Origin of the sequence: Sphingomonas sp. 67-41, from assembly GCF_001899725.1 — a bacterium.
In the GTDB taxonomy this organism is placed as follows: Bacteria; Pseudomonadota; Alphaproteobacteria; order Sphingomonadales; family Sphingomonadaceae; genus Sphingomonas; species Sphingomonas leidyi.
Genome location: NZ_MKWJ01000016.1, coordinates 15,834 through 32,244, shown reverse-complemented (window position 1 = coordinate 32,244; position 16,411 = coordinate 15,834). Strand labels below are relative to the sequence as shown.

Annotated in this window: 14 protein-coding genes; 6 read left to right on the top strand and 8 right to left on the bottom strand. The window is 68.2% G+C overall.

Features of this window, described 5'->3' with window-relative positions; translation table 11 throughout:
- Window positions 1-10: 10 nt before the first annotated feature.
- Window positions 11-310 carry a UBP-type zinc finger domain-containing protein gene (locus BGP17_RS08470; protein WP_167300961.1) on the bottom strand — a complete coding sequence of 100 codons (300 nt, stop codon included), beginning with the start codon at window positions 308-310 and terminating at the stop codon, window positions 11-13.
- Window positions 311-592: 282 nt separating this feature from the next.
- Here BGP17_RS08470 and BGP17_RS08465 point away from each other — a divergent pair, with 282 nt between their 5' ends.
- A complete protein-coding gene (locus tag BGP17_RS08465; protein ID WP_286711667.1) occupies window positions 593-2,386 on the top strand; it encodes an ABC transporter ATP-binding protein in 1,794 nt (597 codons plus the stop codon).
- Between the two features lie 182 nt (window positions 2,387-2,568).
- Here the strand turns inward: BGP17_RS08465 and BGP17_RS08460 are convergent, their stop codons facing one another.
- The 3 genes from BGP17_RS08460 to BGP17_RS08450 form a co-directional block, all read right to left on the bottom strand.
- A complete protein-coding gene (locus BGP17_RS08460) occupies window positions 2,569-3,885 on the bottom strand; it encodes a glycoside hydrolase family 1 protein (RefSeq protein ID WP_286711666.1) in 1,317 nt (438 codons plus the stop codon).
- A complete protein-coding gene (locus tag BGP17_RS08455) occupies window positions 3,882-4,775 on the bottom strand; it encodes an SDR family NAD(P)-dependent oxidoreductase (RefSeq protein ID WP_167300958.1) in 894 nt (297 codons plus the stop codon). Before BGP17_RS08455 ends, BGP17_RS08460 begins: the two co-directional genes overlap by 4 nt.
- Before the next feature lie 83 nt (window positions 4,776-4,858).
- A complete protein-coding gene (locus BGP17_RS08450; protein WP_286711665.1) occupies window positions 4,859-5,539 on the bottom strand; it encodes a TetR/AcrR family transcriptional regulator in 681 nt (226 codons plus the stop codon).
- Between the two features lie 141 nt (window positions 5,540-5,680).
- Here BGP17_RS08450 and BGP17_RS08445 point away from each other — a divergent pair, with 141 nt between their 5' ends.
- Entirely contained in the window at window positions 5,681-6,958 is a 1,278-nt protein-coding gene (locus BGP17_RS08445; RefSeq protein ID WP_286711664.1) for a spinster family MFS transporter, read from the top strand.
- On the top strand, window positions 6,955-8,583 hold the full coding sequence (locus BGP17_RS08440; protein WP_286711663.1) for a carboxylesterase/lipase family protein: 1,629 nt from the start codon (window positions 6,955-6,957) through the stop codon (window positions 8,581-8,583). Before BGP17_RS08445 ends, BGP17_RS08440 begins: the two co-directional genes overlap by 4 nt.
- 288 nt (window positions 8,584-8,871) lie before the next feature.
- On the opposite strand, the gene BGP17_RS08435 is transcribed toward BGP17_RS08440, so the two are convergent.
- From BGP17_RS08435 to BGP17_RS08425, 3 genes are all read right to left on the bottom strand, one after another.
- Window positions 8,872-10,476, bottom strand: coding sequence for an AMP-binding protein (locus BGP17_RS08435; RefSeq protein ID WP_286711662.1), 1,605 nt, complete (start codon window positions 10,474-10,476; stop codon window positions 8,872-8,874).
- A 67-nt stretch (window positions 10,477-10,543) separates the two neighbouring features.
- Window positions 10,544-12,799 (bottom strand): TonB-dependent receptor, encoded by a 2,256-nt coding sequence (locus tag BGP17_RS08430; protein ID WP_286711661.1) that lies wholly within the window; start codon window positions 12,797-12,799, stop codon window positions 10,544-10,546.
- Window positions 12,800-12,982: 183 nt separating this feature from the next.
- On the bottom strand, window positions 12,983-13,726 hold the full coding sequence (locus BGP17_RS08425; RefSeq protein WP_380925198.1) for a FadR/GntR family transcriptional regulator: 744 nt from the start codon (window positions 13,724-13,726) through the stop codon (window positions 12,983-12,985).
- Window positions 13,727-13,972: 246 nt separating this feature from the next.
- Here BGP17_RS08425 and BGP17_RS08420 point away from each other — a divergent pair, with 246 nt between their 5' ends.
- The 3 genes from BGP17_RS08420 (at window position 13,973) to BGP17_RS08410 (ending at window position 15,042) form a co-directional block, all read left to right on the top strand.
- Window positions 13,973-14,314, top strand: coding sequence for a hypothetical protein (locus tag BGP17_RS08420; RefSeq protein WP_286711660.1), 342 nt, complete (start codon window positions 13,973-13,975; stop codon window positions 14,312-14,314).
- Window positions 14,314-14,814: a DUF3617 domain-containing protein gene (locus tag BGP17_RS08415; RefSeq protein WP_286711659.1), complete on the top strand. Its 501-nt coding sequence runs from the start codon at window positions 14,314-14,316 to the stop codon at window positions 14,812-14,814. Before BGP17_RS08420 ends, BGP17_RS08415 begins: the two co-directional genes overlap by 1 nt.
- 66 nt (window positions 14,815-14,880) lie before the next feature.
- Entirely contained in the window at window positions 14,881-15,042 is a 162-nt protein-coding gene (locus BGP17_RS08410; protein ID WP_167300951.1) for a hypothetical protein, read from the top strand.
- A gap of 40 nt (window positions 15,043-15,082) precedes the next feature.
- Here BGP17_RS08410 and BGP17_RS08405 read toward each other — a convergent pair whose 3' ends face one another.
- Complete coding sequence (locus tag BGP17_RS08405) at window positions 15,083-16,408, bottom strand: MFS transporter (RefSeq protein ID WP_167300950.1); 1,326 nt, start codon at window positions 16,406-16,408, stop codon at window positions 15,083-15,085.
- Window positions 16,409-16,411 lie beyond the last annotated feature (3 nt).

The following is a 16,411-nucleotide window of genomic DNA, read 5'->3' as shown; positions in this document are numbered from 1 at the left end:
CCGGGGGAAATCAGACGTAGCGCGGAATGGGCCCCAGCTGGGGTGTCCGGTCGGGCAGTTCAACCACCACCTCGTCGACATAGCACCAGCCCCAGCCTTCGGGCGGATCATAGCCTTCGATGATCGGGTGGCGAGTCGCATGGAAATGCGCGGTGGCATGGCGATGCGGGCTCTGGTCGCAGCAGCCGACATGGCCGCAGGCCCGGCACAGGCGCAGATGCACCCAGGGGCTGCCGATCGCCAGGCACTCCTCGCAGCCGCGGGCGCTGGGAGTGACCTGGTTGACGGTCATCACGTGCCGGCATTCCATTGCTGTGCCCCTTCCGCATTCGGCCGCTCCCTTGTCGCAGGTGCGGAGCCGGGTGCCAACGGCTTGCCAGCCACATCCGATGTCGCTACATGGCAGGATCGTTCCACTGCGAAAAAAGGGAGGGCGTAAATGACAGATGTTACCACACGCCTCCCCGGTGCGTTCCGCACCATCGGGCGCTTCCACCACTAGGTCCTGAAGCCTCCCTGATCCGGGCCTTTCACCCGCATCACCCCTGATCGACATCGCATTGGAGACGGCGCCCCGGCGCCGGTTCACGACATGACCCACGACACCGACCGCCCGGATGCGATCCGCCGCGTCCTGCGTTTCACTTTCCGCCACTGGGCGCGGCAGCGGACGCGCGCCGCCTGTATCGCCTTCTTCATCACTGCCGCGACGGCGACGGAAATCTTCGTCCCGATGTTCGCCGGCCGGCTGATCGACGCGCTGGCCGCCGATCTGCGCAACGACGCGCTGGCGCTGTTCGCGGCGATGGCGGCGCTCGGCCTTGCGATGGTGGTGCTCCGCCACATCGCCTGGGCGGGCATCATCCCGTTCACGCTGCGTATGATGCGCGACGTGACTCAGGACGGTTTCCACCGCGTTCAACGCTTCTCGACCGACTGGCACGCCAACAGCTTCGCCGGCTCCACGGTCCGCAAGATCACGCGCGGCATGTGGGCGTTCGACACGCTGAACGATGTGCTGCTGCTCCAGCTGCTGCCGTCGCTCGCCGTGCTCCTCGGCACGATGCTGCTGCTGGGCTGGCACTGGCCCGTGCTCGGCGTCGTGATGGGCATCGGCGCCGTCGCCTATGTCGCGATGACGATGGTGCTGGCGACGCGCTGGGCCTCGCCCGCCGCGACGCTGTCCAATGCCTGGGACACGAAGCTGGGCGGCCTGCTCTCCGATGCGATCGGTTCGAACGCCGTGGTCAAGGCGTTCGGCGCGGAGGCGCGCGAGGAAGGCCGCGTCGGCACGCTGCTCGCCAAATGGGGAAAGCGCACCCGGCGCACCTGGCTGCGCTACACCTGGTCGGGCAGCGCGCAGATCGCGGTGCTGTGGGCGATCCGTGCCGCGATCACCGGCACCGCGCTGTGGCTATGGTGGCTCGGGGCGGCGACTCCGGGCGACGTCACCTTCGTGCTGGCCAGCTATTTCGTCGTGCACAGCTATCTGTTCGACATCGGCTTCCACATCCATCACCTGCAGCGCTCGGTGAACGAGATGGAGGAACTGGTCGATCTGCACGAGCAGCCGCTGGGGATCGAGGACCGGGTCGACGCCGCGCCGATCCGCATCACCGCGGGCGAGGTGCGCTTCGACGACGTCACCTTCCGCTATGGCGGGCACGAGACGCCGCTCTACGAGCATCTCGACCTCATCATTCGCGGCGGCGAGCGGGTGGGGCTGGTCGGCCATTCGGGATCGGGCAAGACGACTTTCGTCAAGCTGATCCAGCGCCTCTATGACGTGAACCAGGGCCGGGTGACGATCGACGGGCAGGACGTGTCGCATGCGACCCAGCAGTCGCTGCGCGCGCAGATCGCGATCGTGCAGCAGGAGCCGATCCTGTTCCACCGCAGCCTGGCCGACAACATCGCCTATGCCCGTCCCGGGGCGAGCCAGGCGGAGGTCGAGGCGGCGGCGCGGCTGGCCAATGCGCACGACTTCATCGTCAAGCTGCCGCGCGGCTATGCGACGCCGGTGGGCGAGCGCGGCGTCAAGCTGTCGGGTGGCGAGCGCCAGCGCGTGGCGCTGGCCCGCGCCTTCCTGGCCGACGCGCCGATCCTGATCCTCGACGAGGCGACCTCGAGCCTCGATTCCGAGAGCGAGGCGCTGATCCAGCAGGCGATGGACCGGTTGATGAAGGGCCGTACGGCGATCGTCATCGCCCACCGGCTCTCGACGGTGCGCACGCTCGACCGGATCCTGGTGTTCGACCAGGGCCGCATCGTCGAGGATGGCGACCATGCCGCGCTGCTGGCCGATCCGGACGGCCGCTATCGCCGGCTGTTCGACCGGCAATCGGGCAACATCGTCGACGAGGAGCCGGCGCTCGCCGAGGGGTGAGCGCCGGTCTCGGCCCTGGCGGCGGGGCCCGGTATCGACGCTGCATCGCTGTCGCAAATCCGAACATTCTATGCATTATGCTGCCCCGAGGCTGGCGCGCCGAACCCGAGCGATTGGGTTGCCACAATCCCAGCCACCGGCCGAGCCCCCGGCAACGAGCCTCCGGCTCTACCGCCCGAACCCTAGATCCGGTTCGCCCGGGCGATCGCGCCCAGGTGCAGCGCGCTCGGCCGCGGGGTGCGCTTCAGGGTCTCGCGGTCCACCGCGACCAGCCCGAACGGCACGCCATAGCCCGAGGTCCATTCGAAATTGTCGAGCAGCGACCAGTAAAGATAGCTGTGCACCGGAATGCCCTCGTCCAGGCACGCACGCACGCCGTCCAGCGCCTGGTCGATAAAGGCGATGCGGCGGGCATCGTCCTTCGCCGCGATGCCGCTCTCGGTCACGTAGATCGGCTTGCCGATCTCCCGGTGCGCCCAGCGGATCGTGTTGGCCAGCGCCTGGGGATAGAATTCATACCCCGCCATCGTCATCTCCGCGTCCTTCGCCGGCGCGACCATGCCGTTCGCGTCGAACACGAAGCGGGTATAGGTCTGGACGCCGAAGAAATCGGCGGCCTCGCGCGCCACCTGCACCCAATCGCCATAGAGCTTGTCGCGATAATAGGCGGCGCGCTCGGGCGTATCGGCCTGCACGTCCTGCGTGGTCAGGGTGATGCCGACGGGCAGGGCAGGGCGGACCTCCTTGATCGCTGCATAGGCCTGGCGGTGCGCCGCCTGCAGGATCGGCGTCGCCACCGCCGGATCGGCATAGGCGAGGCGCGAGAATTTCGGCGAACCGGTCGCCCGCGCCGCGGCGGCGATGGCGGCCTTCACCACGGGCGCGAAGGCGGCGATCCCCGGCATCATGTCGACCAGCAGGCGGATGTTCGCCTCGTTGAAGGTCGTCGTCATGTGCATCAGCCCGCCCAGCCGCTCGGCGACCTTGCGGCAATAGCGCGCGAACAGCTGCGGCGCGTCCGCCACTTCGAAGCCGCCGCGTTGCGCGAACCAGAGCGGCGTGGTGAAATGGTTGAGCGTCACGATCGGGCGCAGGCCGTGCGCGCGGCACGCCTCGAGCATGCGGGCATAATGGTCGAGCTCGGCATTGGAGAAATGGCCTTCGCTGGGCTCGATCCGCGCCCATTCCACGCCGAGCCGGTAGCTGTTGAAGCCCAGCTTCGCCGCAAGCGCGAAATCCTCGGCATAGCGATGATAGGAGTCGCAGGCGTCGCCCGATCGCTCCTTGAACATGCTCGGCTGCAGATTCTCCATCAGCCACGCGTCGGCGTTCGTGTTGTTGCCCTCGCTCTGATAGGCGGAGATCGCCGTGCCCCACAGGAAGCCGGGCGGCGCGGGCTTGCGGCGGGCCAGGGGCCTGGCCGCTACGGGCGAGGCCCCGGCGCCCAGCGCGGCCGCCACGATCAGCGCGCGGCGGTCGAGGCGCAGGCCTTCGCTCACCGCGCCGTCGCGGCGACCGGCGCGCGCCGCGTGGCGGCGGCCACTTCGCGCTCGGCCTGGGTGAAGCCATAGGCGGGGACGATCTCGTCCGCGCGGTCCGCGACGCTGCTCCATTCGGCGACGACCCGTTCGCCCGCGTCGTCGCTCCGGCCGACCTGGATGCCGTCGGTCAGGGTCACGTGCGCGGCGGCGAAATGGCCCGCGCCGGCGCAGAGGATCGCGCGGGTGGGGGCATCCTCGCCGACCAGGGCGAGCAGGCCGGGGCTCACCAGCTCGGGCGCGAGCATCTCCAGGCTCTCGGCGGAGAGCACGCCTTCGGTCATGCCGGTCGCCGCGGTGGGCGCCAGGCTGTTGACGCGGATGCCGTATTTCTCGCCTTCGATCGCCAGCGTCTGCATCAGGCCGACCAGCGCCATCTTGGCGGCGCCGTAATTCGCCTGGCCGAAATTGCCGTACAGGCCCGAGGAGGAAGTGGTCATCACGATCCGCCCGTAATTCTGCGCGCGCATCGCCTCCCACACTGCCTTGCAGCAGATCGCCGCGCCGATCAGGTGCACGTCCACCACCAGGCGGAAATCGTCCATGCTCATCTTGGCGAAGCTCTTGTCGCGCAGGATGCCGGCATTGTTGACCAATATGTCGATGCGGCCGAAGCGGTGGAGCGTCTCGGCGACCATCGCGGCGACGCGCGCCTCGTCGGTCACCGATGCGGCAAAGGCGATCGCCTCGCCGCCGGCCGCGCGGATCTCGGCGGCGACGGCGTCGGCTGCGGGCTGCGACAGGTCGTTGACGACGATGCGGGCGCCCTTGCTCGCCAGGTACAGCGCGTGCGCGCGCCCCAGTCCCCCGCCCGAACCCGTCACGATTGCTACACGACCCGCCAGCGACATCCCGCTCTCCGTTCCTCGACTCTATCGACGGATCGCTTGGTAGCGCTGCAATGATTCACTAGCAAGATAGCGAATATGTGGCGCTATCTGCCCCGGTTGCAGATCTCGAGGAAGCCGGCGGCCATGAACGAGGCCATCCGCTCCTTCACCGCGGCGAAGTCGTCCGAATGGCACAGGCCGTCGGAGAGCTTGTCGATGCGGCCGGTGCGCGCGAGCGTGAGCATCAGCGCGCCGGTGACGAAGTGATAGCCCCAGAAGATATCCTCTTCGGCGCAGTCGGGCAGGGCGCGCTTGAGCAGGCCGATCAGGCGCAGCACGACGGGGTCGAAATGCGCGTCCATCAGGTCCGCCCCCCAGGCCGGGGTGTTGGCGACCTGGGCGCCCAGCTTGGCATAGTTCTTCCAGCCCTCGCCGCCCTGGATATAGGTGTCGAGATCGGTGTCGAGGAACGCCCGCAGCGCACCTTCCACCGTCGGCTTGCCGCCGCATGCCGCTTCGTACGCGTCGAGCGCCTGCATCCGCCGCTCGCTGGTCACCACTGCCCGCCTTGCGAAGACGGCGTCGAACAGCGCCTTCTTGTCGGCGAAATAATAGTTGAGCAGCGTGTGGTGGACGCCCACCTGCTTGGCGACGTCCTTGAGCGTGACGCCGTAGAGCCCGTGCTGCGAGAACAACGCCTCGGCAGCGTCGTAGATCTGCTCCATCGTCTCGGCGCGCTGCTCAGCCTTGCGGGAGCGGCGAACGGGTTTGGCGGTCTCGGTCACGCCCATGTTCCTTCCCGTCTAAGGGCCTAGCGTCAAGCCTCCGCGCAGATATTCACACGCGTGATAGTGTGTGTTGACAGTATCGCGCGCTTGCCCGCATGATGCGGCGAAGGCGGAAGAACCGTCAGGGAGAGAGGAAGCGTGGAAACCCAGGCAAGCGGCGCCCGCCGCTGGATCGTGCTCGTCACGCTCACTTTCGTCTATGTGCTCAATTTCCTCGACCGGCAGCTCCTCGGGATTCTCGCCAAGCCGATCCAGGATTCACTCCACGTCACCGACGGGCAGCTCGGCCTGATCGGCGGGCTCTATTTCGCGATGTTCTACTGCTTCATCGCGATCCCCGTGGGCTGGCTGGCCGACCGCACCAACCGGGTGACGATCCTGTCGCTCGCCTGCGCGATCTGGAGCGGCGCGACGATCGCCTGCGGCCTGGCGACCAGCTATACCCAGCTCGTCATCGCCCGCATGACCGTGGGCTTCGGCGAGGCGGGCGGCGTGCCGCCCAGCTATGCGATCATTACCGACACTTTCCCACCCGGCCAGCGCGGCACGGCGTTCGGCATCTTCAACCTGGGGCCCCCGATCGGCGCGGCGCTGGGCATCGCGTTCGGCGCGACCATCGCCGCGATGTTCGACTGGCGCGACGCCTTCGTGGCGATCGGCGTGGTCGGCGTGGTCACCGCGATCCTCGTCCGCATCGTCGTGCGCGAGCCGAAGCGCGGTGCGACCGACCCGGCCCCCGCCGCCCGCCCGGCCGCCAAGGCGCCGTTCTGGGGCACTTGCTGGATGTTCCTCACCCATCCCGTGCTGATGCTCGCCGCGCTTGGCAGCGGCGCCACCCAGTTCGTCACTTATGGCCTGGGCAATTTCGCAGTGCTGTTCCTGATCCGCGAAAAGGGGATGACCCTGTCCGAGATCGCGCTGTGGTATGCGATCGTCGTCGGCATCGGGATGAGCGCCGCGATGCTCGTCTCGGGCCGGGTGATCGACCGCCTCCGCCGCCGCGGCCGCCTCGTCTATGCGCTCGGCCCGGCGGTCTCGCTGGCCATCGCCATGCCCTTCTACATCGGCTTCGTCTGGGCGCCGGGCTGGCCGCTCGCGCTGGTGCTGCTGACCATCGTCAACTGCTTCAACTATTTCTACCTCTCCGCCTCGGTCGCGCTGGTGCAGGAGGAGGTCCGCCCGGACCAGCGCGTGCTCTCGGGCGCGCTGCTGCTGCTGGTGATGAACTTCATCGGCCTCGGCCTCGGGCCCACCTATGTCGGCGCCGCCAGCGACTGGTTCCGGAACCATGGCTGGGACCATGGCCTCCAGCTCGCGCTCTACACGCTCTCGCCCTTCTACCTGATCGCGATCGCGCTATTCCTCACGCTCGCCCGCATCCTGCGCGCCGAGCAGAACGCCAAGGGGTTCGCATGAAGCCGTTCCGTCCCGCCGCCATCGCCGCCGCCCTGCTGCTTGCGGGCACCGCATCCGCGCAGGAGCCGGTCGTCGCCGCGCCTTCGGGCAGCGTGCGCGGCACGCGCGAGGGCGATATCCGCGCGTTCAAGGGCATTCCCTATGCGGTGCCTCCCGTCGGCGGCATGCGCTGGCGCCCGCCTGCGCCGATGCAGCCCTGGCAGGGGGTGCGCGACGCCAGGGACTTCGGCCCGGCCTGCGTCCAGTCGCAGAGCAAGACGCCGGTCTCGGTCTATTCCCCCGCCGCGCCGCTGCCGGTGAGCGAGGATTGCCTGACGCTCAACATCTGGGCGCCGGCCGACGCGAAAAAGGCACCGGTCTTCTTCTGGATCCATGGCGGCGCGCTGTCGGGCGGCTCCAGCCGCGAGCCGATGTACGACGGCAGGAAGATGGCCGAACAGGGCGTGATCGTCGTCTCGATCAACTATCGGCTGGGGGTTCTCGGCTGGCTCGCCCATCCGGCGCTCTCGGCCGAATCGCCGCAAAAGGTCTCGGGCAATTACGGGCTGCTCGATCAGATGGCGGCGCTCGCCTGGGTGAAGCACAATATCGCGGCGTTCGGCGGCGATCCCGCCAGGGTGACGATCGCGGGCGAATCCGCCGGCGGGCTCAGCGTGATGTTCCTGATGGAATCCCCGCTCGCCCGCGGCACCTTCGGCAAGGCGATCGCGCAGAGCGCCTATATGGTCGCCATGCCCGAGCTGAAGAAGCAGGCGTACGGCGCGCCTTCGGCCGAGGCCGTGGGCACGATGCTCGCCGCCGGCGTCCAGGCGCCCGATCTCGCCGCGCTGCGCGGCATGGACGCGCAGACGCTGACCGACAGCGCCGCCAAGCTCGGCTTCTTCCCGTTCGGGGTGGTCGACGGGTTGGTGCTGCCGACACAGATGGTCGACGCGTTCGACCAGGGCAGGCAGGCCCCGGTGCCGATCCTCACCGGCTTCAACCAGGGCGAGATCCGCTCGCTGATGGTGCTGGCGCCCAAGGCCCCGGCGACGGCGGAGGAGTATGAGAAGAGCATCCGCGAGAAATATGGCGAGTTCGCCGATGGCTTCCTGAAGCTCTATCCCGCCGCGGACTACAAGGAGAGCATCCTGGCGACGAGCCGCGACGCGCTCTATGGCTGGACGACCGAGCGGCTCGCCCGCAAGCAGGCGGCGATCGGCCAGCCCGCTTATGTCTATCTCTGGGATCATGGCTATCCGGCGATGGCGGCGGCGGGGCTGCATGCCTTCCACGCCAGCGAGCTGCCCTATGTGTTCGGCAATCTCGCGCCGCTGCCGCCGAAATGGCCGGTCATGCCGGAGAGCGATCGCCCGCTTTCGGACGCGATGCTCGGCTATTGGACCAGCTTCGCCAAGACCGGCACCCCGGCCGCGAAGGACGCGGCGGCCTGGCCCGCCTTCGGCAAGGATCGCGACTATCTCCACATCACCGACGCCCCCAGGGCGGAGCGCGGACTGATGCCGGGCATGTACGACCAGTATGAAGCCGTGGTCTGCCGCAGGCGCGCGGCGGGGGTGGCGTGGAACTGGAACGCCGGGCTCGCCGCGCCCAAGCTGCCGCCCAAGGCGCCGGGGTGCGATTGAGTCCTTGGAAGCCCCTCCCCTTCAGGGGAGGGGCTTAGGGTCAAGACTCGTTCAGCAAAGCTTGTCATCCCCGCGCAGGCGGGGATCCAGGGTAATGCGGGATGTCGGCGCCACCACGCGAACGCCGTCCGGAAAGGACGGGGCCTGCCTCACTGGCTCCGCGCTTGGCCCTGGATCCCCGCCTGCGCGGGGATGACGAAAGAAATCAATGTCTTGATCGAGGTTTGACCCTAGGAAGCCGCACTATCTTCAATCGTCACCCCCGCATTCGCGGGGCAGGGCAGTCCCCTACCGCCCCACCTTGCGCCCGGCGATCCGCCCTTCGGCATAGTCCTCGCGCAGCCGCTTCTTGTCGATCTTCCCCGACGCGGCCAGCGGCATCGCGGGTACCTCGGCGACTTCGCCCGGGATCCACCAGTCCGCCACCTTGCCGCGCAGCAGCGCGAGCAGCGCGCGCGGATCGCCTTCGCTGCCCTGGGTCTCGACGATCAGCACCGGCCGCTCGCCCCATTTGTCGTCGGCTCGGCCGATCACCGCGACGTGGCGGACGGCGGGATGCGTGCCCACGATCGCCTCGATCTCGTTCGGGTTGATCCACTCGCCGCCCGACTTGATCAGGTCCTTGGCGCGGCCGCAGATCGTCAGATTGCCGGCCTCGTCGATCATCGCCAGGTCGCCGGTGTCGAAATAGCCCTCGGCGTCCAGGGCGCTCGCCTCGGCGCGGAAATAGCGCTCGATCACGCTGTGCCCCTTCACCTTCAGATGCCCCAGCACGCCGCGCTGGGGCACCAGCGCATTGCCCCCGGCATCGGTGAGCTTCAGGTCGAGCCCCAGGATCGGCCGCCCCGATCCGCGCGCCGCATCGGCGGGCAGGTCGCGCGGCGCCACCGTGCCGATCGGCGAGAGCTCGGTCATGCCCCAGCTCGTCTGCACCGCGGCGCCCAGCTGTTCCTCTAGCCGCCGGATCAGCGCGTCCGGGCAGCTCGACCCCCCGATCAGCACGCGCTCCAGGGTGGGGAAGGTCTCGCCGGTCGCCTCGGCCTGGTCGGCCAGCGTCAACCAGACGGTCTGGACGCCGACGGCAACGGTCACGCCTTCCTCGCGGATCAGCCGGGCGAGGCTGGGCCCGTCGAGCGTTCGCCCCGGCAGCACCAGCTTGGTGCCCGCCGCCGGCGCCGCGAACGGCATGCCCCAGCCATTGGCATGGAACATCGGCACGCCGAGCAGCAACGTGTCGCGCGCGGTGATCGCCACCGCATCGGCCTGCAACGCGCGCAGCGTGTGAATATAGTTGGAGCGGTGCGTGTAGATCACGCCCTTGGGGCTGCCGGTGGTGCCGCTGGTGTAGCAGAGCCCCGCCGGCGCATTCTCGTCGAACTCCCCCCAGGGCACCGGCGTGCCGTGCGCGGCGAGCAGCGCCTCATGCTCCCAGATGCGCGCCCGGTGCGACCCGAGGGCGCCGACATCGGCGTCGGGCCGGTCCAGTATGACGACATGCTCGATCGTCGGGCAGCGGGCGATCACGTCGCGGGCGAGCGGCAGCAGGTCCGCCGCCACCGCCAGCACGCGGTTGCCGGCCTCGTCGATCATCGCGGCCAGATGGGCCGCGGTCAGCCGCGGGTTGAGCGTGTGGCAGACCATCCCCACGCCCATCGCCGCATAATAGATCTCGAAATGGTGGATCGTGTTCCAGGCGAGCGTGCCCACCCGGTCGCCCGCTTCCAGCCCGAGCGCGGCGAGCGCGCCCGACAGGCGGTTGCTGCGCTCGCGCAGCGCCGCATAGTTGGTCCGCCGGATGACCGTCCCCGCGTCCGCCTCGACCACCTCGCAGTCCTGGAACCACTTGGCGGCATGATCGAGGAACTTGTCTACTGTCAGTCCGTAGGGCTGCATGAAACCTTGGGGCGTACGGAGGGAAGGAAAGGCCGCCGGAGAGGGAGCCCCGGCGGCCGGCAGGAAATCAGAAGGTCTTGAGCAGCTTGATGCCGTACTGGCGGGGCGGCCCCGCGAAGTAGAGGCCGGAATTGAGGGCCGCCGGATAATGCTGGTCGGTCAGGTTGGTGCCGTAGAGCGTCACCGTCCAGCTCTTGTGCTGATAGGCCAGCTGCGCGTTCAGGATGTTGCGCGCCTCGAGCAGGTCGCCGCGCGCCGGGTTCTCGAACAGCGTCGCCCATTGATCGCCGACATGGCCGAAATTGACTCGCGGGGTGAGCTTGTCGCCATTGCCGAGCCCGATCTCGTACTGGGCGCCGACATTGAAGGTGAAGTTCGGCGCATAGGTCTGGCGGCGGCCGGTGAGGTTGATGCACTTGGCGCTCCCCGGGCCTGTCGCCGGGTTGCACGGCAGCACCGGATCGGTGGGCGTGCCCGCCGGCGGGTTGCGCGTGTCGACCGCATAGAAGGTGCCCAGCTCGCTGTGCAGCACGCTGATGCCGGCATCGATCCGCAGCCCGCCGAAATGGAGTTCGGTCTCCGCCTCGAAGCCGTAGATCTTGGTCTTGTCGGGCACGTTGAGCTCGATCCCGAAGGTCGGGAAGGTCGGATAGCCGATGATGACCTGGAAGTTCTTGTAGTCGTTGTAGAAGCCGGTGATCGTCGTGCGGACCTTGCCGCCGGCCCAATTGGCCTTCCAGCCCGCTTCGTACGACGTGACTTCCTCGGGCTTGAACGGCGCGGGCAGGCCCAGGCCCACCGGCACGTTCAGCCCGCCGGGGCGGAAGCCGGTGGCGACGAAGCCGTAGAGATACTGGCTCTCGCTCGCCTTCCAGCCCAGCGAGACCTTGTACGACACATTGTCGGACTTCACCGTCTGGTCCTGGCGGATATAGGTGCCATACTGGAGCACGTCGACATGGTTGGTCGATCGGCTGGCGGTGTAGCGGATGCCCGCGTCGATCTTCAGGTTGGGCGTGATCGCGAAGCCGATCTGGCCGAACGCCGCCAGCGAGCGCGTCGGGTTGGTGCCCTGGAGCTTGTACTGCGCCGTCGGCAGGTTGAACGGATCGGCGAGGTCGACGACGAACTGATAGGGCTTGCGGAAATAATAGTCGTTCCACAGGCCGAAGGCGCCGAGCAGCCAGGTGACGCGCTGGTTGTCGGGCGAGATCAGGTTGAGCTCGGTCGTGACCTGCTGCTCGTCGACGCTGTCGAAGAAGGTGCTGATGCCGGTCGCGGTGCCGTCCAGGTCCGCGCGGTACAGGGTGTTGGCCCATTGGTAGCTCGAGACCGAGCGGAGCTTCACTCCGCCCGAGAATTCGTATTCGGCCTTCAGCGTCGAGCGGACGAACTCGTCGCGCGCCGCCTGGGGCGCGTTGAACGACACGTCGAACAGGTCGCGATAATTCGGGTTCGGTGTCGCGGTGCCGGGCAGCGTCTTGAAGTGGTTGGCATAGGGGCTCGCCGGATAGGCGCCCATGTCGAGATGGCCGAGATCGGTCTTCCACAGCACCGACAGGCTGTCGCTCGGCTTCCACAGGAAGCTGATCCGCCCGGCCATGATGCCCACATTGCCCTTGTCATAGGGGTAGGGGCCGCCGTTCGGGCCGGTGATGTTGTAGAAGCTGTCGCGGCGCGAGCCGTAGAGCGCCACGCGCGCCGCGAAGGTGTCGCTCAGCGGCAGGTTCACCGCACCCTGGGCACCGGCCTCGTTGTAGTTGCCGTAGTTCAGGTTGAAATAGCCGTGGATGCCGCCGCCGATGACCGGGTCGTTGGTGTTGACGAACACGGCGCCGCCGGTGGCGTTCTGGCCGACGATCGTTCCCTGCGGTCCCCGCAATACCTGGATGTTCGCGACGTCGTAATAGGGTTCGCCCTGCACATAGCCCGGGAAGGTCGGCACGCCGTCGCGATAAGTGATCACGCCGGTGGTGGTCTGGGTGTTGTGCTCGGCCTTGCCGATGCCGCGGATGTTGAAGTCGTTGCCCTGGCCGAAATTGTTGACGACGATGCTGGGCATCGCGAACTGCAGCGCATCGACATTGGCGACGCCCTTGTTGTCGAGCTGGGTGCCCGACAGCACCGAGGCCGAGACCGCCGTGGTCATCAGATTCTCGTTGCGGCGCTGCGCGGTGACGACGATCTCGCTCTCTTCGGCGTCCGTCGCGGATGCAGCGGCGGGCGCATCCTGTGCCGGTTCGGCGGCGGTCTGCGCCGCGGCCGCGCCGCTCCAGACCAGGGCCAGCGCCGAGGCGCCGAGCAGCAACGGACGATATTCCATCAGGGTCCCTCCCACATCCATCTCCACACGCGCTCTTCGGCACGATCGGGCGAGGATGCCGCAAAGCCCGGAGGCTTGCAACACTAATTCACTACCGAGTGAATATTGCGATGAGGAAGGGGCGATCGATGGTGACCGATCGGCCTCTTGCGTCCGGCAAGGTGGTGCGACCTGCGGCGCCGCTCAGTCTTCTCGGGATGGGTGCCCGATCGGGCTGCCGGGGCCGCGGTCGCGCGACATGTTCGCATCGATCAGCGCGCGCATCGCGGCGCGGGCGGCTTCGGGATCGCGGGCCCTGATCGCCGCGAACACCCTGCCGGGATCCTCGATGGCGGCGGCGCGGCCCGTCGAGCGGCCGGCGACACGGATCGCAGTGCCGACCAGGTCGCGAAACTGGCCGAAAAAGGGATTGCCCGAGGCACGCAGGATCGCGACGTGGAAGGCGATGTCCGCCTCCTGCATGTCGCCCGGCCCCTGTTCGGCGGCGGCGATGCGGGCGAGGCTCTTCTCGATCGCCTCGATGTCCGCGTCGGTGGCGAAGCAGGCGGCGAGCGCGGCGGCTTCGGGCTCGATCGCGACGCGCAACTGGTCGAACTGGACGAGCAGGTCGACCGAGGATTGCCGCTCGGGCAGCCAGCGCAGCACGTCGGTGTCGAACAGATTCCAGGATGACGTCGGCTCCACCATGGTACCCTGGCGCGGACGGGCGCGCAGCAGCCCCTTGGCGGTGAGCATCTTCACGGCCTCGCGAGTCACCGAGCGGCTCACGCCATGTTCCCTGGTCAGCTCGGCCTCGGTGGGGAAGGGCCGGCGCGCATATTGGCCGATGACGATCGCGCGCCCCAGCCGGTCGAGCAGGCCATAGGTGAGGTTGCGCCCGAGCGGGGCGCGCATCGCGTCATACGGCCGGGATGGAGGCGCTGCCACGCGCGGTTCTTTCTCCTGTCGAGGCGATCGCTTGCCCTTTCTCGGTCCAGCCTATCCCAAACCCGATGCCGGACAAGGCAAACAAGAACCGTTCCGCCGGCCGGCTTCGTCGCACCCTGGCGGCATTGGTCGCAGAAACCTTCGTCCAGGGCCGGTCCGCTGCCACGGGGCGCGGGCGCGGCTCTGCGCGTCTCCCTTGTTCCGTTGGTTCGACGCATGGCCGCCTTGTTCAAGGAGAACCATGTGATGAGAAAGATCGTCGCGGCCGCATCCTGTGCGGCCATCCTGTTCGCGATTCCCGCCCAGGCGGGTGTCCAGGACGTTCCCCAGGCGGCACCGGCCGCTTCCGCCGATGCCGGCCAGGCGACGCTCGAGTGCAAGCCGAAGAAAAAGAAGAAGAAGGGTGGTCTCGGGCTTGGCGGCGTGCTGCGCGCCGCGCGCAATTCGGGCCTGATCGGCGGCATTGCCGGGCGTGTCGGCGGCGACGCCTATCTCGCGCACTCCGCGGCGAGCACGGCGATCGACGTTGCGGCGAGCCAGCCGGCATCGCCCAGCCAGGACAGCTCCGGCGAAGGGAGCGGCTGCTGATGACGCACAATGTCGGGTATGTTCGGGCCGCGCGCCGGATCGCGACTCTCTCGCTGTTGCTGCCGTGCCTGCTGGGCGGGTGCGGGCAGGAGGACGCGGCCAGCGCCAATGCCGGTGCCGGATCGACGGCGCAGCCGGCGCTCCAGGGCTTTAGCGGGTCGCTTCGCCCCGGGCTCTACAAGATCGTCCAGACGGGCGATGCGGATGAAGAGACCGAGCGCTGCATCACTGCCGAAACGCTGGCAAAGGGCGGCTATGTCGCCGCCAAGGACGTGCAGCCGGGTTGGACGGTGGTCCGCAACCGGGCCTCGGGCGGTGTGATCGATTTCGAGGCGCATGGCCCGGCCAAGGGCAGGATGTCGTTCAAGGGCAGCTACACCGCCGCCGGCTTCACGCTCGATGCCGTGCTCGGCTTCGAGCACAAGGGCCAGCCGATGACGCTCGAGAACCATCAGGTCGGCACCTTCCTGTCGGCCGATTGCGGCGAAGTCGCCGAATAAGGTGCCGAGCCCCCGGGCATCCGCGCTGGCGCGGCGGCCCGGGGCGCACCGGACACGGGAGAGGGAATGTTACATTGGATAAGGGGGCGGGCGCGCTGCGTCGTCGGAAAGCACGAGCGCAACTTCAAGGAGGTCCGCCCGACCCGCGATGGCCGTCATACGAGCAAGTGCCGCTATTGCGGCGCGCCGATGCTCCGCCGCGCGAAATACGACTGGATCATGCTCTGAGCAGGGGCGGCCGGGTTGCCCGGCCGCCCCTTCATCCGGATCAGTCGATCGTCTTGGCGAGCTCGCGGTTCAGCCACAGCGCCAGCAGCGTGCCGATCGCGCCCGAAAGCAGATAGGCACCCGCGGCGAGCAGGCCGAAGCTGCTGCCGAGCCACAGCGCCACCAGCGGGGCGAAGGCCGCGCCGAACAGCCAGGCCAGGTCCGAGGTGAGCGAAGATCCGGTATAGCGGTGCGGCTTGGAGAACATCGAGGACAGCGCGCCCGACGACTGGCCGAACGAGATGCCGAGCAGCGCGAAGCCGAACAGCATGAACACGATCTCGCCCGCCTCGCCGGCGGCGAGCAGCTGCGGTGCGAAGCCGCTGAACACCGCGATCGCCAGCGCCGAGGCGCCAAGCAGCGTGCGGCGGCCGACGCGGTCGGCAAGCTGGCCCGAGACGACGATGGAGATGGTGCCGACCACGGCGGCGACCGCTTCGATCACCAGGAAGTCGACCGGGCTGTTCTGGGTGTAGAGAAACACCCAGGAAAGCGGAAACACCGTCACCATGTGGAACATGGCGAAGCTGGCGAGCGGGGCGAAGGCGCCCATCACGATGATCCGCCAGTCGGTCCGCACCGTCTCGGCGATCGGGGCGGGCTGCAGCTCGCGGTCCTCGAACAGACGGGCATATTCGGGCGTCACCACGATGCGCAGCCGGGCGAACAGCGCCACGACGTTGATCGCGAAGGCGACGAAGAAGGGATAGCGCCAGCCCCAGCTGAGGAAATCCTCGGCGGGCAGGGCGGCGATGAAGAAGGCGAAGAGCAGGCTCGCCACGAACAGGCCAAGCGGCGCGCCGAGCTGCGGGATCATGGCGTACCAGCCGCGCCTGTCGTTCGGCGCGTTGATGGCGAGCAGCGAGGCGAGGCCGTCCCAGGTGCCGCCCAGCGCCACGCCCTGGCCCATGCGGAACAGCGCGAGCAGCAGCGCCGCGGTGATGCCGACATCGGCATAGCCGGGCAGGAAGGCGATCGAGGCCGTGGAGCCGCCGAGCAGGAACAGCGCGACCGTCAGCTTGGCGCCGCGGCCATAGGCGCGGTCGACTGCGGTGAAGATCAGCGTGCCGATCGGGCGGGTGATGAAGGCGAGCGCGAAGATCGCGAACGACCAGAGCGTTCCCTGCAGGGGATCGAGGAACGGGAAGACCAGCTTCGGGAACACCAGCACCGAGGCGATGGCATAGACGAAGAAGTCGAAGAACTCGGAGGTGCGGCCGATGATCACGCCGATCGCGATTTCGCCGGGATGGATGGCATGGCCGTCGCCGTGCAGCGCGCGGGCATCGCGCTCGGCGGGAAGGGTGGGGACGGTATCGCCGCTCATCGA